Here is a 19,159-nt window from a genome sequence, read left to right as displayed (position 1 = left end):
ACTCAATTTTTCATCTATTTTCAACTGCTCATTCATTTTTGCCCTGCTGCACTTAGGTGAATTTGTATTTATAGTATTACAAATGACTGTAGTAAAGAACACAGTCCATAAGGTAGAGTTAAATTGAAAAAAATAAAAAAAGTTTTAGAATATTCTACAGGCTAAGTAGTAAAACAGCAAAAATTAAGTAATTATAAACAATATGTCTTACGGATGATGTGGGAATTATTGACTTGGAGATTTGAAATTGAACCCGATTGGATCTGGTAGCTTTGAAAAACTTTAAGAATTAAATTATGTGGGAAATAATTAAGAATTTTACTTCGCCTAGCCAGTTTATTCCTCATGGTCATTGCTATTTGTGGAAACCGCCTTTGGTAGGATTACACTTAGTTAGCGATCTGTTGATAGCGATCGCCTACTTTTCCATACCAGCGATGCTAATTTACTTCGTTTGTAAACGAAAAGATGTTCCCTTTCACAAAGTATTTTTGTTGTTTGGCGCTTTCATTATTCTTTGCGGTTTAGGTCACTTGCTGGAAGTTTGGACGCTGTGGCATCCAGCTTACTGGATGACAGGAATAGAAAATGCTTTGACAGCCTTTGTATCCTGCTATACAGCATTACAAATGGTAAATTTATTACCCCAATTTTTAACATTACAAACACCGGAACAACTAGAAGCATTAAATTTGGAATTGCAGCGAGAGATTATTGAACGACAAAAGGCAGAGTTTGCTTTGCGTCAGGCTTACGAAGAGTTAGAAATTCGCGTCCAAGAAAGGACATTTGAACTAACAGCAGCTAATTCAGCGTTGGAAACACAAATTAAAGAAAAAATTGCGGCTGAGGCAGCTTTACGAGAGAGTGAAGCTCGTTTAAAGACAAATAAAGATTTTTTGGATCGAGTAATGAACGCATTGTCCGATCCAATTTTTGTGAAAGACCAACAACATCGTTGGACAATGATGAATGATGCGTTTTGTCAATTAATAGGGCACGATCGCGAAGAGTTATTAGGAAAGTCAGATTACGATTTTTTAGTTCCCGAAGAAGCCGAAGTTTTTTGGGGTTATGATGACTTAGTTTTCCAGAGTGGAACTGAGCATGAAATAGAAGAAAAATTAACCGACAAAAGGGGGAATATCCACACTATTTTAACTAAAAAAATAGCTTTTCGAGATAGTGCCAACGAGCAAGTTTTGGTGGGAATTATCCGGGATATTAGCGATCGCAAACGGACAGAATTAGCCTTACAGCAACAAGCGGCAGCAATGGCAGCGGTGAGTGATGGAATTGCGATTATTGATGCAGCGGATAGGTACGTTTATTTAAATGAAGCTTATTTGCGAATATATGGCTACGAAAATGAGCGAGATTTACTAGGGACAAATTGGCGAAATCTTTACGAAAAAACTGAAATGGAGCGATTTGAAAGAGAAGTTTTGCCTGAGTTTGCTAATACAGGTAACTGTCGTATAGAAGCTACCGGAAGGCGCAAAAATGGCAGTCTTTTCCCCCAAGAAAAGACGATGACAAAAATTGATGAAACCACATCAGTTTGTGTGGTACGAGATATTAGCGAACGCAAAAAAGTAGAGTCAACTTTGCGAGAAATAGCTGATAGAGAAAGAGCGATCGCTAGAGTAATTCAAAGAATGCGCCAAACCTTAGATATTAATCAAATTTTTAGCGCCACTACTCAAGAATTACGCCAAGCTATTGAGTGCGATCGAGTACTTGTTTATCGATTTAATCCTGATTGGAGTGGAGAACTTGTCGCCGAGTCAGTAGCAGTTGGATGGAATTTATTAGTTGAAGCACAGCAACTAGAATTAACAAAAGTTGCTGTTAGTAAAGAAGAATGCGCTGTAAAAAGTTTAGATAGTGCAGATAACCAAATTCAAGATACCTACTTACAAGAAAACCAAGGAGGGATGTATCGTCATGGAACTAGTTACCGTTGTGTCACAGATATTTATACAGCTAACTTTGATGACTGCTATCTAGAATTATTAAAAAAAGTGCAAGCTAGAGCATATATTGTAGTACCGATTTTTTGTGGAAATCAATTGTGGGGATTATTAGCAACTTACCAAAACGCTGAACCCCGACAATGGCAAGAAGCAGAAATAAAAATGGTTGTGCAAATTGGCAATCAATTAGGAGTAGCTTTACAGCAAGCAGAATTATTAGCTAAAACTCAACAACAGTCAGTTGAACTAATGAAAGCCAAAGAAACTGCTGATGCTGCTAACTATGCAAAAAGCGAATTTTTGGCTAATATGAGTCACGAATTACGCACGCCATTAAACGCAATTCTCGGCTTTACTCAAGTGATGAATCGCGATCGCACTTTAGCAGCCGAACATAAAGAATCTTTGGGAATTATCAGCAGTAGTGGAGAACATTTACTCGAATTAATTAACGAAATTTTGGATATGTCCAAAATCGAAGCAGGAAGAGTGACTTTCAATGAAAATAGCTTTGATTTACCCTATCTACTAGAAAGTTTAGAGGAAATGTTCAAATTGAAAGCCAACTCTAAGCAATTGAAGCTAACTTTTGAGTGTAAGTCCGAATTGCCACAATACATTAAAACTGATGAAGCAAAATTGCGGCAAGTTTTAATTAATTTGCTGAGTAATGCTATCAAATTTACTCAAGTTGGCAGCGTTACTTTACGAGTAGAGATGGAAAATAATTCTTCTTCAGACTTAGAAAATGCTAAATTATTCTTTGAAGTTGCTGATACTGGTCCAGGTATTGCAGTTAATGAATTAAGTAAGTTATTTACTCCTTTTGCTCAAACTGCAAGTGGGTTGAAGTCTGGTACTGGTACAGGTTTAGGCTTATCTATCAGCCAAAGATTTGTGGAAATCATGGGAGGAAAAATCGCTGTTAGTAGCGAACAAGGTTTCGGTGCTAAATTTAGCTTTAAAATTCCGATTAAGATGGCTGAATCTACTCAGAAACCCCAAGTCAATTTAGAAAAGAGAAAAATTATTGGATTAGCTAAAAATCAACCAACTTGTCGAATTCTAGTAGTTGAAGATAAGTCAACTAATCGACTATTGTTAGTTAAATTGCTGACTTCTTTAGGGTTTGCGGTGCAGGAAGCGGAAAATGGTCAACAAGCTTTGGCTATGTGGGAAGTTTGGGAACCACATTTAATTTTGATGGATATGCGAATGCCTGTAATGAATGGCTACGAGGCTACCAGAATTATTAAAAATCATTTGCAAGGTCAAGCAACGGTGATTATTGCTTTAACTGCTAGTGCGTTTGAAGAGGATCGAAAAGTGATTTTATCTACTGGATGTGATGATTTTGTTCGTAAACCTTTTCAAGAACAAGAGTTGCTGGAAAAAATATCTAACCATTTGGGTGTAAAATACATTTACGAACAGGAAGAAATCAAAGATGCAGCAGTCCCAGTCAAGAATGAATCGTTAACTTCATGCTTGCAAAAGATGCCGATCGCATGGACAGAAAATTTACATTATGCAGCTGCTCAAGGAAGTGATACTTTAATTTTGGAATTGATTAAGCAAATTCCCCAAGAATTATCTGTTTTAAGTTCCACATTAAGAAATTTAGTAGATAACTTCCAGTTTGAGCAAATAATGGAATTAATGAAAAAATTTCTCAAAAATCCAAGTAGTAATTAGGGAAAGTAATATAATTGAGAGATATAGTAAAAATGAATCCGCATTTTTCAAAAAAAAGGCGAGCAGTAATGAATGTTAACTCAAAATTAACTAAGCAAGCATTAGTAAATCACAAAGAAGATATATTAATTGTTGATGATACAGCAGAAAATTTACGTCTGCTTTCATCATTTTTGGTAAATGAAGGTTATAATGTGCGGAAAGCGCTGACAGGACAAATGGCGCTAACAGCAATGGATACTCTTTTACCAGACTTGATTTTGCTGGATATTATGATGCCAGTTATGGATGGTTATCAAGTATGTGAAAGGTTGAAATCTAATCCAAAAACTGCGGAAATTCCGGTGATTTTCTTAAGTGCTTTGAATGATGCTTTTGATAAGGTAAAAGCTTTTACGGTGGGTGGTGCTGATTATATTACTAAACCTTTTCAATTTGAGGAAGTTTTAGCCAGAGTTCGCCTTCAACTAGCATTAAAAGCTGCTAAAGTACAAAATCAAAAGTTGAATGCAGAGTTAGAAGCTAGAGTCAAGGAAAGAACTTATCAGTTACAAGCGGTAATAGAAGAATTAAAACGCGAAATTCAAGAACGTAAGTTACTGCAAACAAAACTGCTTGATATGGCTCTCCATGATGCGCTGACTGGATTACCTAATCGAGCTTTTTTTATGGAGCAAATTGTGGAATTACTGAAACTTGCTCAAGAAAATCATGATTATCAATTTGCCGTGTTGTTTTTGGATTGCGATCGCTTTAAAGTGATTAATGATTCTCTAGGTCATTTAGTAGGAGATGAACTTTTAATTGCTTTAACTAATCGATTAAAGTTACTTTTATGCTCCGAAGATACGATCGCTCGATTTGGCGGTGACGAATTTGCGATTCTTATCAAACAAATTGATGATATTAACAGTGCAACTCAAGTAGCAGATCGAATATTAAAAGCTCTTTCATTTCCCTTTCAATTAAAAAGAAACGAAGTGTTTATTAATGCAAGTATCGGTATCGCTTTAGGTAATGATAATTACGAACAAGCAGAACATATCTTGCGGGATGCTGACACCGCTATGTATCGAGCAAAAACATTAGGAAAAGGACAATATCACGTTTTCGATCCAACAATGCACGCCGCAGCAATGCAAGCTTTACAGTTAGAAAATGACTTACGAAAAGCCATTCAGCAAGAAGAATTTGTTGTCCATTATCAACCAATAATCTCTCTTTGTACCGGAAAAATTACCGGATTTGAAGCCTTAGTTCGCTGGCAACATCCCACCAAAGGAATTGTTCCCCCAGGTTTGTTTATTCCCATAGCTGAAGAAACAGGTTTAATCAACTCAATTGGTAAATTAGTGTTGTCGCAAGCTTGCCATCAAGTGCAGCAATGGCATCAGGAAAAACTTATAGATGAATCTATTTTCATGAGTGTAAATATCTCGGCTAAACAATTTGCTCAAATTGATATAGTAGAACAAATTGACCAAATTTTGGCGGAGGTGAAAATCAATCCCCAAAATCTCAAATTAGAAATTACAGAAAGTGCATTTATCAATAATGCTCAATCGGCTAAAGCAATTTTACAAAAGTTGCGTCAAAGACAAATTCAACTATGTATTGATGACTTTGGTACTGGGTATTCTTCCTTAAGTTACCTGCATAATTTTCCAGTTGATACGCTGAAAGTGGATCGATCGTTTGTTAGTAAATTAGATGGAACCTTAGAAAGTTTAGGATTAATTCCTGCTATTAAAAAAATTGCCGAAACGATGAAAATGAGTGTAGTAGCAGAAGGAATTGAAACAAAAAAACAATTAGTACAATTGCGGGAATTAAACTGTGAATTTGGGCAAGGATACCTATTTGCGAAACCTTTACCGAAGCAAGAAGCAACTGATTTACTCGCTGCTTCTCCCTGTTGGTAAGAAAGGCAGAAGGCAAAAATTTGACTGGTTGCTTTGTCGCTGCATTCTGCTTTTTGTTATACTTTGAAAAACCAATTTTTATAGTACATTAAATAGGCAACTGCCCACCAAAATAATAAAGTTATTAAGGCGAATAATAAAGAACCGTTCATTTCACCTGCCCAAGATGCAAATAAGTTTTGGTAAATCAAATCGTAAAGACTGATGGCAGTTTTGCCTGTACCTATTTGAATTTTTGCCATTAATTTTAAGCCTAAGACTGAAGCTATAAAAATGAAAATGGCGTTTAATCCTAGAATTTCAAAAGGCTTTCCCCAACGGCGTAATTCGCGCACTTCTATTAATTGGTAACACCCAGCTAATAATACTATTGCCCATCCAGAGGTAAACAAGACATAAGAACTTGTCCATAACTTTTTATTGATGGGAAATAATAATCCCCAATTCCAACCAATGAACAGACAAATAATGCCGATCGATGCTAAGTTTATACTAGTGCGTGTGCTGGGAATTTGTTTACGTAACCAGTTGCCTGTCAAGTAACCTGAAAGCACTGTTGCTATGGCTGGTAAAGTGCTAAATAAGCCTTCTGGATCTCCCATTGAGTTGTAACTATCTCCTTTATAAAGATGGGTTGTTGTGATGATTAGGCGATCGATCCATGCGCCAAAATTTCCCTCTCTTGTTAACACACCTGCACCATAATTAGGAACAGGAATTAATGTCATTGTTGCCCAATAACCAAAGAGTAAAATTGCTATTAGCACCCATAAACCTTTTTTGGGTAATTTAAGAATTGCCAAAGCTGCTAATAGATAAGCTAGGGCAATTCGCTGTAACACGCCCATAATTCTAATTGTACTAAAGTCGTAATTCCAAAAGCCATTGAGCAACAAACCTAACCCAAAAAGAATGATGCTACGGCGAAAAATGTGTCTATAGACTGATGCCCTTGGATGCTTTCCATTGGTGTACTTAGAAAGGGAAAAAGACATCGCCACACCGACGATAAACAAGAAAAAAGGAAACACTAAATCTGCTAAAGTACAGCCATTCCAGTCAGCGTGACTTAAAAAAGGATATACTTTTCCTAGACTCGCTGTGTTGAATAGAATCATACCTGCGATCGCCATACCTCGAAAAACATCCAGAGAGGTTAAACGCATCTGTAAAAATTCCCTTTCTTGAGTTAATCTTTTTTAGGTTCTCATACTTTAGGATATTTTTAGAAAAATTAAATTTTTTCTCAGCAACTTAGATTAATTAAGGTTTGATATGATGAAATTCAGTAAACTTTTGCTATTAACAGCTTTAGCGATCGCTACAACTGCTTGCAACTTTTCCGCCAACTCTGGGGAAAGTCCTATCTCAAAACAAACCAAACCAACAGCTAACAAAACAGTACAAACTCAAAACTTTTCTCCCCAACCTATCCGCATTAACATTAACTCTCTACCCAAACCTTTCGCCACCCAAAGCGCCTCTAAATCTCCCCAAGTAGTTGCCATTCCTGCTAACCCAACTTTGCGAGTTCCTAATGGTTTTGTCGTCAATGTTTTTGCCGAAAATCTCAACGCACCTCGTTGGTTAGCATTAACTCCCAACGGCGAAGTATTAGTAACAGAAACTCCCGCAAATCGCATTCTCCTATTAAAAGATACCAACGGCGATGGTGTAGCAGATGTCCGAAAAAGTTTCGCTACCGCACAAAATGGGTTAAATATACCCTTTGGCATGGCTTTTGCTGGAAACAACTTTTTTCTGGGTAATACTGGTGAAGTTCTCCGCTTTCCCTATCAAAAAGGTCAGCAGGAAATTCAAGGTAAAGGACAAAAAATCACCGACTTAACTCCCGGAGGTTATCGACAACATTGGACACGAAATGTCGTTGCTTCTCCTGATGGGAAAAAGTTGTATGTTTCTGTTGGTTCTCGTTCTAATGTAGATGTGGAAGAATTACCAAGAGCATCAGTTCAAGTGATGAATTTAGATGGTTCAAATCGCCAAACTTTTGCTTTTGGGTTGCGAAATCCTGTAGGTTTAGACTTTCATCCCCAAACCAAAGAACTGTATACAACTGTTAATGAAAGAGATGGAATTGGTGATGATTTAGTCCCAGATTTTCTTACCCGGATTCGCCAAGGAGAATTTTATGGTTGGCCTTTTGCTTATTTGACACCGAATAGACTTGACCCTCGCAGAACTACAAATGGTAAAAGCGAAAGACCTGATTTAGCTGCTAAAACTCTAACTCCTGATGTACTTTTTCAAGCCCATTCTGCCGCTTTGGGGCTAAAATTTTATGATGGAAAAACCTTTCCTCAAAAATATCAGAATGGTGCATTTGTGGCTTTTCGTGGTTCTTGGAATCGCGGTCAAGGAACAGGTTATAAAATAGCATTTGTTCCTTTTAATAATGGTCGTCCAGTTGGGCATTACGAAGATTTTGTTACTGGGTTTTTACTAAATCCAAATGTGCCAACTGTTTGGGGTCGTCCTGTGGGAGTATTGGTACTTCCTGATGGCAGTTTACTATTTACAGAAGAGGCAAATAATCGTATTTATCGAGTGCAGTATCGAGGTAGTTAATAGTCATTGGTTATTGGTGGATACACTAATCTATTCATCTTGCTAAATACTCCTGCATTTTCTCGCTCGTTGCAGTTAAACTATCACTTGGAGAAAGTAATTCAACGACAAAATCAGGACAAAGGGGAAGAAATCTCTTTTGTTGTTTTGCAGTTAAAGCATTCCAACGTTCTAAAGGTATCCAAGCAAGATCAGGAGAACGAATGGGCGTAGTCCACGCTTCGCGATCGGCACCATTTGGTAATTTAAACCCTGTAGAAGAATCGAAAGCAATTCCAGTACCATCAACATCTGTCCAATTAAATAATTGTTGGGTCAATCTACCATTTCGATTTCCCGTTTCTCCTCTAGAACGCCGATTCAGTATTGTAGTCGGGGATGAGAAACCGGGTTTCTTTCCCTAGCGCAGCCGATATTTTGTTACCCCAAGCCAAAGAAACCCGGTTTCTGGGATTACTGAATTGGCGCTCTAGAAGCTTTGCGATCGCTCAATTTGTGCAATCATTTTCTGATAGTATTCGCCTATTTCTCGGTAATTAATAAACTCCAACAAAAATCCTCGGTAACGTTTTAAAACCATTTGATGTGCTTCGGGATAATCTGCACAACAATCAGCAACTATTGTTACTAAAAAACCCAATTGCGCCGCCGAAGCACTGGTAAATAGGACACAAACTGATGTAGCTAAACCTGCTGTTAATAAAAAACGTTTGTGATTTGAACGTAAATAATTGAGTAATTGAGGATTAAGAAAACCATCCATTGTTTGTTTTTCAAATACTATTTCTCCTGGTACTTCTTGCGCCACATTTAACACTTCTGCACCAGTGGTTCCTCTGACGCAAGGCGATCGACCTCTTAAGCGATATTTAGCTAACCAATCTGAACCATTTGGATTGAAGATTTCCCGTAAATGAATTACTTCTAAACCCGCATTTCGGCAAAAGGTTAATAACTGGGAAATATTAGCAGTAAAATCAGGAAATGCCTGGGCAAATTCGGGAGAGAAAAAATCATTTTGTACGTCGATTAATAATAAAGCAAATTGTTGCCAATTTTGATTTTGATTCACGGTATTAAAACTGTATTTGTTGGTTATCTCGCTGCTTTTCAATGAGATCTTGAGTCATTTTGGCTAACTTTTGCAACATTTCTTCTTGTTGCATAGCTTGTTGTTTATACTTTTGTTTTTTTTGTAATGCTGCTCTGGCTAAATCCTCCCGGTTTCGCTTTAAAGCTTCCTTAGCTACTTTTTCCCAGTCATTCATTTCTTTAAGATTTTGAGTGTATTGAGGTTGTATGTTATCCCAAGTAGTTCGGATTTGAGAAAGAGCTTCATTAACTAACCGACTAGATTCATCTTGATTACCATCTTTTAAAGAACGATTCATAGGTTCAGATAAAGTATCGACATCGATATAACGTAACATGGGAATAAAATCTACTACCTGTTGACTGAAGCTAATTCCAGTTTTACACCAAGTAGCAAAATGTTCGCAGTTATTAAAAAGTAAGTTATATTTTCTCTCTCCTAAACGACTTTCGGCGCGACGTATAACCACATCGGGAATGAAAGAAACTTGATATGTTTTAACATAAATTATGCCACCTTGAGAGAGAGTTTCTAAAGAAGTACGTTCAATTGTCTCGCTAGGTTTACGGTAATGAATAGCTGTACCGTCACCGCAGTCAATCCCATGATGTTCGTAAACACCTTTAATGTTAATAAAGTGTCTCATGGCATAGATTTGATCGCCTCGCGCCATATATTTTTGCCTTTAGTCTTTAAACTTTACAGCTAAGGATAACTTAACTTATTATACAGAAAAACTTTTCCTCGATTTTGGCATTTTATGAATTGAACTAATTAGCCACAACTGTTTTTGTTTGATAATTGTGGTAATTGCGTGCGATCGTATTAATGTTTTCTTAATAAAGAATTATCTAACAAATCGTGTTATTATCAGCAAAACCTAACAAAATCAGGAGATAGGAATAATGTTGAAAAGCCGTGAAGGGGAAAAAGTTCCCCATGTAACTTTTAGAACTCGTAAAGATGGTCAATGGTTGAATATAACCACTGATGAGTTATTTCCAGGGAAAACAGTTGTGGTTTTTGCTCTTCCCGGTGCTTTTACTCCCACTTGTTCTTCCACTCACGTTCCTGGTTACAATGAACTGTACGCAACTTTCAAAGAAAATGGAGTAGACGATATTATTTGTATCTCGGTAAACGATCCATTTGTAATGGAAGAGTGGCAGAAAGATCAACAAGCAGAAAATATTAAATTTATTCCTGATGGTAATGGAGAATTTACTGAAGGAATGGGAATGTTAGTAGATAAAAGTGATTTAGGTTTTGGTAAAAGATCTTGGCGTTACTCTATGTTAGTCAAAGATGGAGTAATCGAAAAGATGTTTATTGAACCGGAAGTAGAAGGCGATCCTTTTGAAGTTTCTGATGCCGAAACAATGCTCAAATACATCAACCCTGAAGCAGCTAAACCTCAGTTAGTTTCTCTGTTTACAAAAGTTGGTTGTCCTTTTTGTGCGCGTGCTAAAGCTGCTTTAAAAGACAGGGGAATTCCTTTTGAAGAAATAGTTTTAGGTAAAGATATTACTACCCGCTCTTTGCAAGCTGTGACTAGTGCAAAAACTGTACCACAAGTATTTATTGACGGTAAATTGATTGGCGGATCGGAAGCATTAGCTGAGTATTTAAGCGCTCACAATCTGTAATTTCAGAAAATTGTAGCAACAATAGGTTGAAAATTTTTAATTTTAATGTTGACTGTGGTTGGCAAAATGTTTCTGCTAGTAACAGTCAATATTTTTTATCAATTTCTGCTTATTACTGTTTATAATAAAAAAATGTTATGGTATTAGCTATGAATAAACCGTTAAATGCTAATCTCTCAATACAAGTTGGTCAATCTCTGAAAAAGTTGGCTAAAAATGCCTTTGAAAATGCTTACAAAGCAGCGTTACTGCATCCTGAATGCACTTATGTTCAGGGTTTTTTAATTGTTGCGGGAGAAAGTTTGCCACCGATCGAACATAGTTGGATTGAATTGGATAATAATGTTGTCGATCCATCCTTTACCCTTTGGGATAAGAAGGCGGAGGAACTATATTATTTTCCAGCACATTGTTTGACTGTGAAGCAACTAATAGCAGCCGTTGAAGAAGCGAAGGAAGATTATCCAGAAGATAACCCGCTTCCAGTGTATGGTAAAATGCCTTACGAGTATTACGGTGAGGTAATGTTAGGCGGTAAAGATTACCAAGCTGCGTATGAAGCAGCATTGGCGTTTTCTCAAGAAATAAATGTCAATTAAACAGGAAATTAATTAAGCACGAACAAGCTAAAGAAGTTCAAAGGAATTTAGAGGTTTTAGAGAAAGAGGAAAAACTGCAACAAATGGGTATTGCTACTAAAGGTTTAAATCTTTCCTATCAATGCAATGAACAAGATTTACAACCTTTGTGGCAATGGTTAATTAATTATCAAGGTATAGTTTTAAGTTGTGGAATTCGAGTGAGCAGTCAATGAAAGTAGGATTTTTGGGAACTGGGTTGATGGGTAAGCCTTTGGTGCAGAGATTGTTGTTAGCTAAAATACCTGTGGTTGTTTACAATCGCACGGCATCAAAGGTGGAAGAATTAAAAGCAGCGGGTGCTCAAGTGGTTGAGGAGCCAGAAAGTGCGATCGCCTCTGCCGATTGTATAATTTTAATGCTCACCAACGCTGCCGCAATTGAGCAAGTTTTACTTTCTGAAAGTGCCAAAACTCACCTTAAAGGACGCACAATTATTCAAATGGGAACCATTTCCCCGCAAGAAAGCCAACAGATTGAACAGCAAGTAATTGCAGCTGGAGGTGAGTATTTAGAAGCACCAGTTTTAGGGAGTATTCCTGAAGCCAAAGCTGGCAAATTAATCGTCATGTTAGGTGCAACTCCCGAACAATTTGCTAAATGGTCAAATCTATTACAAAACTTCGGTTCAGAACCTCGTTTAATTGGTGAAGTAGGTACAGCAGCCGCAGTTAAATTAGCACTAAATCAATTAATTGCTTCCCTAACTACTGCCTTTGCATTGAGTTTAAGTTTAGTCCAAAAACAAGGTGTAGAAGTAGAAATTTTCATGGAACTTTTACGCCAAAGTGCTTTATATGCACCAACTTTCGACAAGAAACTAAAGCGAATGTTGGAAAGAGATTTTATAGCAATTCCTACTTAAGTGAGGTACAGTAAAACCCTTGATTAATAAGCAATTAAGCTCGTAGAGCCGTACCTCATCGGAGCGAGAAACGCTATACTAATCCTAATTTTCCGACCAAACACCTACTCAAAGATACAAATTTGTTCCTTAACCAAGCGCAGTCAAATAACTTAAATACTTACAGTTTGGAAGGCGTGCGGCAAATTTTAGAAATTGCTCAAGAAATGGGGCTTGCTGATGCTGATTATTCGGCTTTATTTAGTGCGGTGAATCCTTGAGTTTGGGGATTGGGGATTGGCTGGAAATAATGGCTTTCCAGCACTGAATAAGTAAACCTGAGCGAGTTAATTAAGTAGGGGCAATTCATGAATTGCCCCTACCCCCATTTGGCGATCGAGCGGAGAATTTTTTCTTTTGCCGATTTCACCTTAGCGTGAAACAGCCCTGCCATCTCCCCTGCCTGCCCCTCTGCTACACTGGAATATGACCTTTAGAACAGGGTTTTATGTACAAGCGCTCCAAATTTGAGACTAGCCAAACCCAAGTGATGTATGATGCGGAAAAATTAATTAAAGCAGCTTCCAACCGTTATCGGATTACGGTACAGGTGGCAAATCGCGCCAAACGTCGCCGTTATGAAGATTTTGAAAATATAGACGATCCGATGATGAAACCTGTAATTCGGGCAATCATTGAAATGTCTGATGAGTTGACTCAACCAGAAATTATTGGCGAATAGTGTAATTAGTCATTGGTCTTTTGTCCTTTGTTAGTGAACAATAACAAATGATCAATGACTAATGACCGATAACCAATGACTAAGAAAGCGAGATTTGCACTTGTAGCCTTAACAATTTTGGGTTTAGTGGTTTTGCGATCGCACATCCCATCAATCAACCCAAATTTATTCTCTCTCCAACCTGTACTAGCACAAGATGCACCAAGTCAGAATCCCCAAAGAATTACAGTGGAGAGTGTTTGGCAAAGAGTTTATGAACTGCTGCCAGATTTCCCCAAAGAAAATCAATATATCAGCAAGGAAACGGGAAAACAGGCGACAAGTAATACTTTAGTCGGTCGCTTAATTCGATATCATCTGTTTGTTAAAGGTCGTCCCCCGATTTACCGCTTGGATTGGAAATTGACGATCGCAGATTATCTGGGCGCAAATGATGTAATGTTTGAAGGTGTGTATCCGGGTGGAGATACTTTGCGGCAAAATCCGATGGATAGCGATCGCGCCGTGATTACTCGCCTGACTCGTTCCCAAAGAGATGCTTTAGTCAACACCATCGTCAGTCTTTTTAACCCCAACGTCGCCGCTGAATCTCAACCCACCCCAACACCAACTCCCACTCCCAACCCTGGTAGGTCTTTACCTTCTTTACCTCAACCAGGAGACGCACAGCAACTCCAACCGTGACCAGGATTTTCAGATTTGAGGATTTTCATGATTTATCACAAATGACAAATGACAAATTGATTAAAAGTGGTGCAGGTTGGCGAATTGGTTGGAACCCGAAAGCTGAAAAATTTCAGGGTTTGGTGGGTGGGGATGATTGGGCGATCGAACTCACAGAAGCCGAGTTAAACGACTTTTGCCGCTTGTTCTCGCAATTAGCAGCCACAATGGAACAAATGGCGAGTGAGTTAATGGATGAGGAAAAAATTGCCACTGAAGCCGAAACAGACTTAATTTGGCTGGAAGTGGAAGGTTATCCTCATTCTTACAGTCTGCATTTGATTGTAAATGGCGATCGGCGTTGCGAAGGCAGCTGGTCAGCCGAAGCAGTCCCCCACTTATTGCAAGCAATTCAAATTTTCCAAGTTTTCTAGTTGCAGATTATTTTGTTCGTGCTATACTAGACAAGCGAAAACAAATCGGGGCGTAGCGCAGCTTGGTAGCGCACCACTTTGGGGTAGTGGGGGTCGCACGTTCAAATCGTGTCGCTCCGATTAACAAAACCCGCTTATAGAGCGGGTTTTGGCCTTTAAAGTAGCATACTTTCTGTTGCCAGACACCATCAATGGCTATGACAAACTATGTCGATTTGAGCCACCTTAAAGGATAAGTACTTAGGGCTTGCTGAAAAAGTAGGAGAAAAGGAGCAGAATGATTAACTAGCTAACAGAGTAAGAGTGATAAATAAGTTTTCTTCGGGTTAATGAATTAACAGATAATCTGTGATAATCAGTCACTCGAAAAAAGTAATTGAATCCAAAAATTGACCAAAAAATCTGTCGGAGAATGACAGAGAGATTCATGACTAAAAAGGTAATAGCAATGGCAGTTTCGGAAGTATGAGCCAATTTAGTCATGATGCGATTCAAACTAAATCCTCGTTTTCCTTGACCAAATTTCCCTTCAATAGAACCCACATTCCGCACTTCAAAATGTAGCATTAGATAATACGGAAAAATCTTTTGCTTGCTGGAGAGTGGTTGCAGTGAAAATCTGCCGGACATAGAGAGAATCAGAGTGAAAGTAGAACAAATAAAAATGAGCCAGTAGGACTAGACAATAAACAGTCAAGTCCGGGAAAAAATGATTAATTTGTCAAATTGTTCAGAGCATAAAATCAGGGACTTAAGCAGTGGAAATTAGATAATAGCGTTGACAGGATTCGGGAAAGAAATGAAGGCGACTCCTCATCGTTCCTCCCGTCGATTGTCGGTGGATTGAATCTCAAGATAAAGCAGGTAAAGGCGCACTTGTCTACAAATTATTCATGGATGAAATCTGCGATGCTTTGTCAAATTATCGGGTCAACCAAATAGAAGTTGTTAATGTTAAACATCCCGATAATGACTATTCAGAAGAGGATTTTTCCAACTCAAAATGGAAGGAGCAAAAAGTTACTTTGCAAGTGGGGACGATCGATTTACTTCCCACTCACAAAAAGTATTATCGATTTCAAGGTACTCCCATTATCCAGCTTGACGGGAAAAATTTGGGTACATTTTCCCCCGACAGTCCTAAATTGCCCCCTGGAACTACTTTCGAGGCAATGCTTTCCCCTGATAAGGGCGGTAGGTCGGTTATGCTGAGGATCGATCGCGAATCAATTCGATTACCTGAAACTCAATTGCCACAAATCGATTCACCTTCTGCCATTGCTCAAAGCGATAACACGCCCCAACTTTCAGAAACGAGTCCAAGCGCACCGTGTTTAAAGCCAACGTTCATACCGGGGAAGTCCAAATTCCCCTGACAGAGCAAGCAGCGGCTCGTTTCCAAGAGATGATTGTGGAACAAGAGAAAGCTTTGTCAAGGATTATATTCAAATTCCCAGAGCGATCGCACTCCCAACCAATCTCCAGTCGATGCTTTTCCGATTTCGTAATTGTAACTAATCTCCCAAAAGTTCAGGGTATAGATGGTGCGATCGTTCAAATTTGCATTAAAAAATTGACTCAGTTTTTGACTGTTGTATTCATCAGAAGCATATTCAACGTTGGTTTTTTCAACTGTTAGCATTTCTGCACTTTGTAAAGCCAGTTCAATAGCTAATGCTTTTGACTGAGAAAAGGCGTATACTATTTGATGTTGATAAGTGTAATTATAAGCGCCATAATAGTAGCCATAAAGAGTAATAGCTGGAAGTTCAGCTAAAATACTCCTAATTTTAGATTGCAGTTCTAAAGTTTTAGTAGTTGGGGATTTAATGGGATTTGTTAGTGTTGTTTGAGCCAAACCTTTATTATGTACTTGATCGGGAACAGTTGGCAATAAACAAAGCCAATTTTCATCGGCAATTTTTCCGATAATTATATAAACACAATAGTCTTGATGTCTCCATTCACAAGAGTCAGATAATCCTTGAGGAACGCTTAATTTAAAAGCTTGTAAATCTGATAATTCTGCTTTCAAAAGCTGTGACAATTGTTGATATGATTCAAATCGTTTGGCTTCAATTTCTGCATTCCATCCATCTTTACGTTGACTTCTTGGAGGTGCATATTCAAAATTTTTAGTTTGCTCGGTAGGGGTTCCCCAACGTTCGACAGATTGCCAATGAGCGATCGCTAAATCCACATCAGTCAAGCTGACAAAATTTTGGGCGATCGCTAAATTCCAAAGATTAAATTCCCCCTGTTCTTCTGTATCCCAAACAAACGTACAAATAAATGGATTACCGACAATAACTTCTAATGTTGCTAGGAGTTGTTCTGTTTCTGATTTCATAATTTTTCCAATTTCCGCAAATTTTAGTACAATCTAATAATGATTATGACTTAACACTATGAATCTTTCAGCGAAAACAGTCAAGCAATTTTATTCCCAAGGATATCGACGGGTTTACGACGAAGGACAACCCCTGACCTTTCCTGCGAGAAACTGGAATTTTCATATTCATGGATTAGGGGTTGAGCCAGCATTTGCGTTAGATGAAACAACTATTTATCCCTACTTGAGGACGTTACGATTTGCCTTTGACCTCGAACTAATTTGGCATACGCCTGAGTCTGGAGACTCCTTATACAGCACTCATTTTGGTGATTACTTAAAGAATTACAAAATGCCTAATTGTATGCTCAGTGATGCTCGTAGAATTCTTGAGGATGAGGGGGATATTCAATTCGATCCAAGATGCACAGGAATTGAAGAAGAGCAGATTGAGTTACCGATCGGCATTTGGGAGTCTTACAAATTTTATAGCGAACATATTACCAAGCAAGACAGAGGAAATGTTTATGGACTCAGAATCACCATTGAAGGTCAGGACACATTAATTATTCGCACTGTCACCGATGGCTCAGATGGTTGGCTAGAGGTTTTTAACCAGCAAGGGGATTTTCTTGCAGCAGCACGAACTTCTGGAGATGGGATTGCGTGGCGATCGCAGCATCAAGTCCGCAGTTATGTTTTTAATGTCTCTTATCCACCAGAACTTATGTAAGAGTAAACTTGAGAATCTACCTATGTCAACACCAACATCGTTCAGAATTAATCATAATCAAAACAAGCTAATTATAGAAAAAATGACTCCCAGTAGATCCCACCTTATGATACAAGGAGCTACTTGCATTGGTGTTTGCTTATTCCTTATTTTCGGATATTTAATCGGTCAGCTTAACGGTACTACACTTCTAAAAATCGGGAGCATATTGTTCCCATTTCTGATTTACGTGGGACTATCTCTCATTTTCTCAAAATGGCGAACAAAAGAGAATCTAGAATTTAATAAAAACTCAGGATTACTAATTTACACAAAGCATGGTAAGCATCCCTGGCTTGTCTTCAAAGCCAGATCGGTAATTGGTTTCTCTCCTCCATTTTTGATGGAGTATTTGCGCTTTCCCCTGGAGAAAATTACATCTGTTCACACCATGACAGTTGATACCGTCGATGAGTTTGAAGAGTATCTGGTGCTTTATTTTAGTGAGATCGATACCTACCTGGCTATTTGGGAACAAAACCTATCAAAAATTGGACATAAAATCCCTACAGAAATTGCTCAATTTTTGGGTCAGCCTATCGGAAAAGAGATTAACAAACCTCCGGTTATAAGTTTCAGTTTTCCTTTTTTAAATAATCTCATCCAGGAGGGAACGAATAGTAAAACAAAAAGCCTTAAAATCAATGCTAAAAAAGCATTTTTAAGCTACGATTTTAAGTTGGCAATTAGTGCAGCACTACTAACATTGGAAGAGCATCATCGAGCCGTTCAACAAAATCCGAACGATGCTTATGCACATCTAGGATTGAGTTTAACTTATTTAGGACGTAGTTGGAAAGAGTCAGCGATCGAACATTTACAAATTGCACACCGTCTTTTCAGGGATTGTGGCGATCAGCGCCATGCTAAAAAAACGCAAACTTACCTTGCTGCCTTGAAATTTTCTGCTTAATAAAACATTATAATTTAACAAGTATAGGTATTTGTCACAACACCTACCCAATCGTTTGAGGTAGTTTTTCCTAGTAGATAATGAATGGTAAGATGTTCTCCTGCAATTACGAAATCGAGATTGTAAACTTTAGAATCAGTCAATTCTGAGTTAAAAAATTGATTTAATTTTAACTCTTTATCCGAAGTTTCATATTCAGGATTTCTGATGCGAAGAAAGGAGTTAACACTACGGATATCAGTAAACTGGGCTCCATCAAGAATTTTTTCGATAATAGTCCGTCGGTTGTTAGTTAGTGCGATCGCCCATTTTGGTTGAACTTTTGTCAATTCATATTCTCGCAGTGGATAAGCCAATGAATTGGTAATTTCTTGGAGTTGTTTAGTTAAATTGGCGATCGCTTCACTAACAGTTATTTCAGGAATATTAAATTCAGGCGATGATTCTGTCGTATTGTATTGTTTAGGCGCTAATCCAATCCATTCCCCTGTAGAAGTTGCACCAATAATTACAGGTACTCCCTTAATAAGTTGAGTTTTAGTTTCATCAAAAATGGTGACTTCACTAGCAAATAAACCACTTGGTAATTTAGGAAAACAATAACTATAAACTTGTAGATCGACCAAATGAGATTGTAATAAATCCACTAAATTTTTGTATTCTGCAATCAGAGACAACGGCTTCAGATTTTCGATATTTTTGAGAAAATCTTCCCCAGAAATCGGAATTAAAGCTTCAATATTTTTGAGAAAATTCTCAAAGGTAAATTCTCCATTTTCTTCAATCTCCCAAGTGACAATCTTATAGGGTTCATCTCCAACTAAACTATAGTATAAACCATCGGTGAGCATTTCTAAAGTAGCAACAATTTGTGCGATTTCAGGTTTCATAGTTGGATAC

17 protein-coding genes, 1 tRNA gene and 3 pseudogenes are annotated in these 19,159 nt (G+C 37.9%); 14 read left to right on the top strand and 7 right to left on the bottom strand.

Annotated features, from left to right (window positions below):
• Positions 1-296: 296 nt before the first annotated feature.
• Together ACE1CA_RS05465 and ACE1CA_RS05460 are read left to right on the top strand one after the other, a co-directional pair.
• A complete protein-coding gene (locus ACE1CA_RS05465; RefSeq protein WP_413277283.1) occupies positions 297-3,671 on the top strand; it encodes a PAS domain-containing hybrid sensor histidine kinase/response regulator in 3,375 nt (1,124 codons plus the stop codon).
• A 68-nt stretch (positions 3,672-3,739) separates the two neighbouring features.
• Positions 3,740-5,593, top strand: a complete 1,854-nt coding sequence (locus tag ACE1CA_RS05460) for a GGDEF/EAL domain-containing response regulator (protein WP_413277284.1) — start codon at positions 3,740-3,742, stop codon at positions 5,591-5,593.
• 56 nt (positions 5,594-5,649) lie between these two features.
• Here the strand turns inward: ACE1CA_RS05460 and ACE1CA_RS05455 are convergent, their stop codons facing one another.
• Positions 5,650-6,759 carry an acyltransferase family protein gene (locus tag ACE1CA_RS05455; RefSeq protein ID WP_413277285.1) on the bottom strand — a complete coding sequence of 370 codons (1,110 nt, stop codon included), beginning with the start codon at positions 6,757-6,759 and terminating at the stop codon, positions 5,650-5,652.
• Between the two features lie 112 nt (positions 6,760-6,871).
• On the opposite strand from ACE1CA_RS05455, the gene ACE1CA_RS05450 reads away from it, so the two are divergent.
• Positions 6,872-8,182, top strand: a complete 1,311-nt coding sequence (locus ACE1CA_RS05450; protein ID WP_459563595.1) for a PQQ-dependent sugar dehydrogenase — start codon at positions 6,872-6,874, stop codon at positions 8,180-8,182.
• Between the two features lie 34 nt (positions 8,183-8,216).
• On the opposite strand, the pseudogene ACE1CA_RS05445 reads toward ACE1CA_RS05450, so the two are convergent.
• From ACE1CA_RS05445 to ACE1CA_RS05435, 3 genes and pseudogenes are all read right to left on the bottom strand, one after another.
• Positions 8,217-8,528: pseudogene (locus ACE1CA_RS05445) on the bottom strand (Uma2 family endonuclease); the annotation flags it as partial.
• Positions 8,529-8,651: 123 nt separating this feature from the next.
• On the bottom strand, positions 8,652-9,254 hold the full coding sequence (locus tag ACE1CA_RS05440; RefSeq protein WP_413277287.1) for a cysteine hydrolase family protein: 603 nt from the start codon (positions 9,252-9,254) through the stop codon (positions 8,652-8,654).
• 4 nt (positions 9,255-9,258) lie between these two features.
• Positions 9,259-9,948: a lecithin retinol acyltransferase family protein gene (locus ACE1CA_RS05435; protein WP_413277288.1), complete on the bottom strand. Its 690-nt coding sequence runs from the start codon at positions 9,946-9,948 to the stop codon at positions 9,259-9,261.
• Positions 9,949-10,180: 232 nt separating this feature from the next.
• On the opposite strand from ACE1CA_RS05435, the gene ACE1CA_RS05430 reads away from it, so the two are divergent.
• From ACE1CA_RS05430 to ACE1CA_RS05395, 8 genes and pseudogenes are all read left to right on the top strand, one after another.
• Entirely contained in the window at positions 10,181-10,921 is a 741-nt protein-coding gene (locus ACE1CA_RS05430; RefSeq protein ID WP_413277289.1) for a glutathione peroxidase, read from the top strand.
• Between the two features lie 149 nt (positions 10,922-11,070).
• A complete protein-coding gene (locus ACE1CA_RS05425) occupies positions 11,071-11,520 on the top strand; it encodes a hypothetical protein (RefSeq protein WP_413277290.1) in 450 nt (149 codons plus the stop codon).
• An 83-nt stretch (positions 11,521-11,603) separates the two neighbouring features.
• Positions 11,604-11,735, top strand: a complete 132-nt coding sequence (locus ACE1CA_RS05420; protein ID WP_413277291.1) for a hypothetical protein — start codon at positions 11,604-11,606, stop codon at positions 11,733-11,735.
• Positions 11,732-12,684: pseudogene (locus ACE1CA_RS05415) on the top strand (NAD(P)-dependent oxidoreductase). The gene ACE1CA_RS05420 and the pseudogene ACE1CA_RS05415 overlap by 4 nt, the downstream one beginning before the upstream one ends.
• Before the next feature lie 227 nt (positions 12,685-12,911).
• Positions 12,912-13,145 carry a DNA-directed RNA polymerase subunit omega gene (locus tag ACE1CA_RS05410; protein WP_413277293.1) on the top strand — a complete coding sequence of 78 codons (234 nt, stop codon included), beginning with the start codon at positions 12,912-12,914 and terminating at the stop codon, positions 13,143-13,145.
• A 75-nt stretch (positions 13,146-13,220) separates the two neighbouring features.
• A complete protein-coding gene (locus ACE1CA_RS05405; RefSeq protein ID WP_413277294.1) occupies positions 13,221-13,829 on the top strand; it encodes a hypothetical protein in 609 nt (202 codons plus the stop codon).
• A 41-nt stretch (positions 13,830-13,870) separates the two neighbouring features.
• Positions 13,871-14,242 carry a DUF1818 family protein gene (locus ACE1CA_RS05400; protein WP_413277407.1) on the top strand — a complete coding sequence of 124 codons (372 nt, stop codon included), beginning with the start codon at positions 13,871-13,873 and terminating at the stop codon, positions 14,240-14,242.
• A 46-nt stretch (positions 14,243-14,288) separates the two neighbouring features.
• Positions 14,289-14,362: transfer RNA gene (locus ACE1CA_RS05395), tRNA-Pro, on the top strand.
• Positions 14,363-14,527: 165 nt separating this feature from the next.
• Here the strand turns inward: ACE1CA_RS05395 and ACE1CA_RS05390 are convergent.
• A pseudogene (locus ACE1CA_RS05390) lies at positions 14,528-14,779 on the bottom strand (transposase); the annotation flags it as partial.
• A gap of 356 nt (positions 14,780-15,135) precedes the next feature.
• Between ACE1CA_RS05390 and ACE1CA_RS05385 the strand changes: the two are divergent.
• Entirely contained in the window at positions 15,136-15,618 is a 483-nt protein-coding gene (locus tag ACE1CA_RS05385; protein ID WP_413277295.1) for a hypothetical protein, read from the top strand.
• A gap of 56 nt (positions 15,619-15,674) precedes the next feature.
• Here ACE1CA_RS05385 and ACE1CA_RS05380 read toward each other — a convergent pair whose 3' ends face one another.
• Positions 15,675-16,592, bottom strand: a complete 918-nt coding sequence (locus ACE1CA_RS05380) for a hypothetical protein (protein ID WP_413277296.1) — start codon at positions 16,590-16,592, stop codon at positions 15,675-15,677.
• 58 nt (positions 16,593-16,650) lie between these two features.
• On the opposite strand from ACE1CA_RS05380, the gene ACE1CA_RS05375 reads away from it, so the two are divergent.
• Both ACE1CA_RS05375 and ACE1CA_RS05370 read left to right on the top strand, forming a co-directional pair.
• The gene (locus ACE1CA_RS05375; RefSeq protein WP_413277297.1) at positions 16,651-17,307 is read left to right on the top strand and encodes a hypothetical protein; all 657 of its coding nucleotides are present in this window, start codon (positions 16,651-16,653) and stop codon (positions 17,305-17,307) included.
• A 22-nt stretch (positions 17,308-17,329) separates the two neighbouring features.
• Complete coding sequence (locus ACE1CA_RS05370; protein WP_413277298.1) at positions 17,330-18,259, top strand: tetratricopeptide repeat protein; 930 nt, start codon at positions 17,330-17,332, stop codon at positions 18,257-18,259.
• 14 nt (positions 18,260-18,273) lie between these two features.
• Here the strand turns inward: ACE1CA_RS05370 and ACE1CA_RS05365 are convergent, their stop codons facing one another.
• A complete protein-coding gene (locus tag ACE1CA_RS05365) occupies positions 18,274-19,149 on the bottom strand; it encodes a nuclease A inhibitor family protein (protein WP_413277299.1) in 876 nt (291 codons plus the stop codon).
• Positions 19,150-19,159 lie beyond the last annotated feature (10 nt).

The sequence above is a fragment of the Floridaenema evergladense BLCC-F167 genome (genome assembly GCF_041929205.2).
Classification (GTDB): Bacteria; Cyanobacteriota; Cyanobacteriia; order Cyanobacteriales; family Aerosakkonemataceae; genus Floridanema; species Floridanema evergladense.
The sequence above is the reverse complement of the archived record's forward strand: the minus strand, read 5'-3'. Positions and strand labels throughout refer to the sequence as shown.

Excerpts from the sequence above, each read along its gene's own strand:
- ACE1CA_RS05425 (WP_413277290.1), top strand. The coding sequence starts at position 11,071 with ATGAATAAACCGTTAAATGCTAATCTCTCAATACAAGTTGGTCAATCT.
- ACE1CA_RS05370 (WP_413277298.1), top strand. The coding sequence starts at position 17,330 with ATGTCAACACCAACATCGTTCAGAATTAATCATAATCAAAACAAGCTA.
- ACE1CA_RS05450 (WP_459563595.1), top strand. The coding sequence starts at position 6,872 with ATGAAATTCAGTAAACTTTTGCTATTAACAGCTTTAGCGATCGCTACA.
- ACE1CA_RS05465 (WP_413277283.1), top strand. The coding sequence starts at position 297 with ATGTGGGAAATAATTAAGAATTTTACTTCGCCTAGCCAGTTTATTCCT.
- ACE1CA_RS05385 (WP_413277295.1), top strand. The coding sequence starts at position 15,136 with ATGGATGAAATCTGCGATGCTTTGTCAAATTATCGGGTCAACCAAATA.
- ACE1CA_RS05430 (WP_413277289.1), top strand. The coding sequence starts at position 10,181 with ATGTTGAAAAGCCGTGAAGGGGAAAAAGTTCCCCATGTAACTTTTAGA.
- ACE1CA_RS05460 (WP_413277284.1), top strand. The coding sequence starts at position 3,740 with ATGAATGTTAACTCAAAATTAACTAAGCAAGCATTAGTAAATCACAAA.
- ACE1CA_RS05435 (WP_413277288.1), bottom strand. The coding sequence starts at position 9,948 with ATGGCGCGAGGCGATCAAATCTATGCCATGAGACACTTTATTAACATT.
- ACE1CA_RS05405 (WP_413277294.1), top strand. The coding sequence starts at position 13,221 with ATGACTAAGAAAGCGAGATTTGCACTTGTAGCCTTAACAATTTTGGGT.
- ACE1CA_RS05455 (WP_413277285.1), bottom strand. The coding sequence starts at position 6,759 with ATGCGTTTAACCTCTCTGGATGTTTTTCGAGGTATGGCGATCGCAGGT.
- ACE1CA_RS05375 (WP_413277297.1), top strand. The coding sequence starts at position 16,651 with ATGAATCTTTCAGCGAAAACAGTCAAGCAATTTTATTCCCAAGGATAT.
- ACE1CA_RS05410 (WP_413277293.1), top strand. The coding sequence starts at position 12,912 with ATGTACAAGCGCTCCAAATTTGAGACTAGCCAAACCCAAGTGATGTAT.
- ACE1CA_RS05365 (WP_413277299.1), bottom strand. The coding sequence starts at position 19,149 with ATGAAACCTGAAATCGCACAAATTGTTGCTACTTTAGAAATGCTCACC.
- ACE1CA_RS05420 (WP_413277291.1), top strand. The coding sequence starts at position 11,604 with ATGGGTATTGCTACTAAAGGTTTAAATCTTTCCTATCAATGCAATGAA.
- ACE1CA_RS05400 (WP_413277407.1), top strand. The coding sequence starts at position 13,871 with ATGACAAATGACAAATTGATTAAAAGTGGTGCAGGTTGGCGAATTGGT.
- ACE1CA_RS05380 (WP_413277296.1), bottom strand. The coding sequence starts at position 16,592 with ATGAAATCAGAAACAGAACAACTCCTAGCAACATTAGAAGTTATTGTC.